Source organism: Duncaniella sp. (assembly GCF_029054785.1).
Classification (GTDB): domain Bacteria; phylum Bacteroidota; class Bacteroidia; order Bacteroidales; family Muribaculaceae; genus Duncaniella.
Window position 1 is genome coordinate 1 of record NZ_JAIDEN010000017.1, and the last position, 5737, is coordinate 5737.

4 protein-coding genes and 1 pseudogene are annotated in these 5737 nt (G+C 52.1%); all 5 read right to left on the reverse strand.

All coding sequences use genetic code 11. The annotated features are described in order from the left end of the window. Positions 1–536, reverse strand: a 536-nt coding sequence (locus tag K2H17_RS00535) for a hypothetical protein (protein WP_300130134.1), incomplete at its 3' end; no start/stop codon positions are given. A gap of 5 nt (positions 537–541) precedes the next feature. Beyond that, on the reverse strand, positions 542–2119 hold the full coding sequence (locus tag K2H17_RS00540) for a hypothetical protein (protein ID WP_300130136.1): 1578 nt from the start codon (positions 2117–2119) through the stop codon (positions 542–544). Positions 2120–2153: 34 nt separating this feature from the next. Next, complete coding sequence (locus K2H17_RS00545) at positions 2154–2927, reverse strand: DUF4843 domain-containing protein (protein WP_300130138.1); 774 nt, start codon at positions 2925–2927, stop codon at positions 2154–2156. A 19-nt stretch (positions 2928–2946) separates the two neighbouring features. Next, a complete protein-coding gene (locus K2H17_RS00550; RefSeq protein ID WP_300130140.1) occupies positions 2947–4401 on the reverse strand; it encodes a RagB/SusD family nutrient uptake outer membrane protein in 1455 nt (484 codons plus the stop codon). An 18-nt stretch (positions 4402–4419) separates the two neighbouring features. After that, positions 4420–5737, reverse strand: a pseudogene (locus K2H17_RS00555) (TonB-dependent receptor); the annotation flags it as partial.

Genomic DNA, 5737 nt, shown 5'->3' on the forward strand with positions numbered 1-5737 from the left:
ATGTAGGCCTGAAGACGGATGAAATCAGCCTCAGGGGCCGGGATCGCTCTGAGGGCGATGATTGAGTCCGCGTCTGTGGTATAGCTGAGGAGGATATTTTTGATCTGGTCTGTGGTCAGCTGTGATGACTGGTTGCCCAAGACTCTTGACTTGTCGATCTGAGATGCTGTATATGCGCCAAGCGCTGTGTTCGAGTTGTCGGTGAAAGATGTGGTGGGGGTGAATTCGGAGATGGTCAGGTTGAAATCAGCCGCGGATTTGTCAGCCGGGATGTAGACCGGAAGCGAATACTGGGCCTTGGGTCCTGAGGCATAGAGAAAATAGAGACCGTCAGGGTTGGCTGTGACCTGGCCTTTGACATGTCCGGCTCCGTCTGACGAAAGCTCGACTGTCGCTTTCTGGGTGTATTCATTGACTGGACGCACAAAGATTCTGAGATCTTCAGCCGGAACTCCGACTGTCAGGTCCAGAGTCTGCGCACCGGCTGCAAAACCGATGCACAGAGCTGTTGCAAGTGTAATATTTTTGAGTTTCATATTGTTCAGTTCGCTATACGTGGTTTATAGGTTATGTAAGAAATGCGGTCGGCACAGTTCAGATAGGTTGACTTGGGTGCGGGATCGGGGTTGTCGGTGCGCACGTCCTTCACATCATAGAAGTAGAGGTTGCCGCGTCCGGTGTTCTTGTTGGCCGTCGCAATGATGAGTTCTTCTGAGCCGGTCTGGGTGCTGATTGTCATGTAGGTGATTTCTTCATCGGAAGGGAAGGTGACAGCAGCCTGTGATGTTGACGGGAATGTGTAGGTATTCTCATTCTTGAGCATCACGAATACCTGGTTGGCTTTTGAGAAGAAACTTCTGTGATATGTATTCGAGCAGATGATCTGTGAGTCCATATCGGGCATCGCGCTTGAAGCGGTGGTGTTGATCTTGTTGCGGAATGCTAAGATCATGCCGGTTGTGTAGGCGCCGATTCCGGAGAATGCGGTGACATAGAGCTGGCCGGTTGTCTTGTTGCGGGTGAAAAGGGTGGCGGGATAAGAGGTCGCGCCATATTCGCCTACAATTCCTTCGCCCTTGAAGATCGCGATCAGTTCTTCGTTGGTGAAGAAGGGATTGCCGTTCTCGTCTTTGGCATCGATTGTGTTTGACGATGACCATTTGGTCGGAGAATAGGCTGCGGTGATGGAGAATACCAGTGGCGAAAGGTTGACAAAGTAGACATCCGAGACCTGATTGAGACCGACATAATAGGTGTTGTTCTGGATCAGGTCGAACTTAGCCTCTTTGTAAAGGCTGGATTCATAGCCGAACATATACTGGCTGTTGAGCGAGAGGTATTTGTTGGCTGAGTTGTCGACGATGACAGGAGTGATGCCCTCCATGAAGAACTGGCTGCCTTTGAAGCCGGAGATAATGTCATTGCTCTTGATCGTGGATGAGACCACAAACGTGTTGGGATCCACATAGAGTCCTTCGTCGGAAGTCATGACAGCGAGTCGGTTGGTCTGGACAGGGCCGCTGCCACCCCAGGCATACCACTGGATGATCTGTGAGCCGATGAGTGTATGATTGCCGATGTTGGGATTGACGCGTTGCAGGCAGTTTTCCATGATGGTCTGGGGAATGCCGGCTTCGATTTCCTCGCGGGTCAGGTCTTTGATGAATACGAGGTTGCCTTCGCCAGCGGCATTGTTGGAGATGATCATGTAGCCCTGCTCGAAGGTGCGGTTGATGCTGATCTCATAGTCCTGCACGATTCCGACTTCTCCGTCTGAAACCACGAGGTGGGCATAGTAGCTGCCTCCCTGCGGGAAGAAATGGACGAGTGTCTTTTCATTGCTGACGAATTCCAGCGGCCCTTTCACGCTGTTGCTGTAAGTGCCGATGCTCCATTCATAGGTCAGCTCGCGGGAGCCGTCGTAGTTGATTTCAGGAGTGATCACACAGTCTTCACCGTAGTTGAAGCTGTATATAGGCATTTCGGTATCGCCGGGGACTGTGACCGAAAGTCCGGGAAGCGGATTTCCTCCGTAGGTTGAGTTGTCGTCGATGCAGGAGGTGGCTGTTACTGCAAGCATGGCGACAAGGCTTGGGAATAGATATGATTTTTTTATCATGATTCTTTACTTGCTTTGTTGTTTGGTCTTGTGTTTACCATTCGGGGATTGCGTATGGCCAGCCGATTTCAGGATGGTCGCGGTAGAGCGGGAGGCAGACATAATTTTGGATGAAAGCCGAGTACATGGCTATCGGTCCCTGCAAAGCGACCGCATCCACGAAATAGTCGCCGTATTTTGCGATCATCTCATTGAAAAGATTGATGTCGGCCTTGGGCGCGTATTCATAGAAGTACTGGAAGAAGAGCTGGGCGTTCTCGAATGAGTAGGCCGGCAGAGGAGAGCTTGAAGAGACGGACCACCAGCTCGGACGTTCCGAAGGTCGGATGTCCGAGTAGGTGATGGTGAAAGAGTTTACTCCGACAGAGCGCAGGTCGTCATTTTCGCCGATTGTAAGGGCGAGAGATTTCGGCGCTGTGAGGATGTCAGGATCAAGGTCGCGGATGAGGTTGACTTTGACCGTGCCGCTGACGGCGTTGGCCGGAATAATGTTGTCGGTGATGGTGTAGTTGACATTCTCGACCATCGTGGAGTTTTCTTCGATGACGTCGATGCGGATCGTGCGGTCATAGTCTTTCGGCATACCCATCAGTGTGACGGGAATCTCGACGGTGTGGACTGTGGCAATGTCGAAATTGAAGGCATATTCGAGGTTGTCGATCTGCTCGTTGTTTGAGTTACGGTATTCGAAAAAGACAGAGTCTTTCTGGGTCGTGTCATAGAGCTTGTAGTCATCTTCCGTACAGGCGGAGAATGCTGTCAGCAGCCCCATGCACAAGGCAATATTTTTTATTGGTCTGAAATTCATGACTTAAGAGTTTCTTAGATTATTTTGAAGTCTCCGGGCGGTATTCGAATTCCTCATCCGGGATCGGCAGGACGTAAATGTCGTCATTGGCCGGAATTATGCGGCTTTCGACGTTCGAGGTTATGTCGCGTTTGAGACGTTTCATGTTGAACCACTGCTGACCTTCGCAGAAGAGTTCTTTGTGGAATTCATTGAAGATCCGTTCCGATGTGAGGGTTTCGGTGTCGGGCAGCGGTGTCAGGCCGCGTGACGTGATTTCCTCGTTGAAGTATCTGAATGCTTTGGAGTAGTCGCTTTCGAGAAGCGCGTCTGCTGCGATGAGATACATTTCAGCGCTGTGGATGAGGCTGATACCTGAGATCAGATCCGGACGGGTCGGGACATTGTTGTTCTCGATGGTCTGATAGTCGACCAGCTTGAGGCAGTAGGCCACGCCGCTGCCCTGACGGAACTGGGTCTTGCGATAGTCCTGGGTGGTTGCGTCGATATCCTCCGAGTAGACCGATGTCCACGGCATGAGATAGTTTTTGCCGTTTATGTCGTCAAAAGGATTATAGGTCTTGTTTGACTCATAGCTGTAAAGATAGGTGGTGGCGGTGCTGAGATATTTGGTTGAGTAGAGTCCGAAGATGGTCTCTTTCGGAGAGAGCACACCGGCCACGTATGCCTGGACCTCGGTCACATCGACCAGCGGGAAACGACCGCTGCTGATGACGGCTTCGGCATATTCGGCCGCTTTGGCGTTGTTGCCCATATACCAGTGTACGCGAGCCAGGAGTGCCTGGATGGCGTAGAGGTTCAGGTGGGTTTCGCGCCAGTTGAGGAAGCGGTCATACTGCTCGTTGTCGCGCGGGTAGACGAGATTCTCTTTCTCTTTCAGAAGTCCTTCGGCTTCGGTGAGGTCGGCGACGATGAATTCATAGCATTCGCCAACGGTGGAGAAGGGTTTCACGGAGAAATTGAATGTCTTGACATAGGGAATGCCCTGTTTTGACGGGTCGGTCGGCGCGAAGTAGCGGAGCAGATCGAAGTGGACCATTGCTCTGATGCCGAGCAGCTCGGCTTTATAGAAATCATAGAGCGGGAATTCCTTCTGCGATTTCGATTCGAGATTCTTCAGCGCGTTGTTGGTATAGCCAATGGCCTGGTAGCCTTTTGTCCACATGGCCAGGAAGCGGCTGCGTGTGACAGAATTGCTTTTGTAGTCATACTGGCCAAGGTCTTTGCCGAAAGTGTCGTCACACTTGAGATCCTGGGAGAGGACCTCGGCCACACCCCACACCATGTCCATGCCGTAGAGTGCGTTCTCGGTCATGTATCCGTAGATGCCGTAGATGGCGTCTTCAAAGCCTTTGGCAGTGGCAAACTGGTCGTTTTCGACTTGCTCGCCTTTGGGCCGCACGTCGAGAAAGTCCTCGCAGGAACTTGTTGCGAGTGCCAGAGCCGAGAGTAGTGTCAGATATATTTTTTTCATTGTACTGTCAGTGGTTTTTTAGAATGTCACACTAAGTGAAAGGTTTACGTTGCGGCTGAACGGATAGGCTGTGCCGCGTTCATATTTCGCGCTTGTCAGACGGAAGAGGTCTTCGGCACCGGCGCTGACATAGAGACGTTGCAGGCCGAGCGGAGAGATCCAGTTCTGAGGCACGTTGTATTGCAGGGTGATGCTTGAGAGCCAGAGTTCGTTGTCTTTTTCGATGAAACGGTCTGAGTAGGAGAAAGTCTGACCGCCGTTCTGTGAGATTGCGAGATATGGCACACGGTCGCCCGGCTTTTTCCAGCGTTCGGTGAAGGCACGGACATCGACGTTGTATTTCGGGTCGATGTTCTCGACTTTGACCATACGGGTGGAGTTATACATGTCTCCTCCGAAACGATAGGAGAAGTTCATGTTGAACGAGAGGTTCTTCCAGGTGAGCAGTGAGGAGATCGTTCCCTGAAGAATGGGGTTGGTGTCGCCGCATGCAACCTGGTCGGCGGCATCGTATTCATACGTGTAAGAGCCGTCTTTCTTGATGAAGATTTCCTTGCCTGATGCAGGGTCTATGCCGGCTGAGCGTACGGCATAGATCGCTGTGGGCGATTCGCCTTCGCGGAATTGCAGGCGTGGAGCCACTTCGTCGTTGACCTGCGAGTTGTTTTCGTTTTTGCGTTTAAGGGCATCGGAGATGTTGAGGATGGTGGTCTTGGAGTGGAGACCGTTGACCGAAAGGTTCCATCCCCAGTCGCGGGTCTGGATGATCTTGCCCCAGAGTGAGAATTCGATACCGTTGCTGCGCTGTTTGCCGAAATTGTTCTTGACAGAGCTTGCGCCTGAGGAGGGTGGCAGGCTGACGTCGATGAGCATGTCGTCAGTCGTTTCGCGATAGTAGTCGAGGTTAACGTTGACACGGTCGCTTAAGAGAGATGAGGTCAGACCGATGTTGAATTTCTTTGTGGTCTGCCATGTCAGGTCCGGATTGGCCATTCCCATCGGGATCGCACCGACACCGGCGTAGTGCAGATAGTTGACAGAGTAGAAATAGGTTGAGATAGCCTGATAGGAGTCAAATTTGACGCTGCCGGTGTAGCCGTAGCTGCCGCGGATACGCAGCAGGTCCACGAAACCGAGGTCGCGGATGAAGTTTTCGTTGTGGAGGTTATAGCCGAGACCAGTCGACCAGAAAGGTGCCGTGCGCTTGTCCGAGCCGAATTTGGAGGATCCTGACAGACGGTAGCTTCCGTCAATGACGTAGCGGTTTTTCCAGATGAAGTTCGCAGCCGCGAATCCGCCGACGCTTGTCGAGAGGTCTTCACCGCCGTAGGGGAGG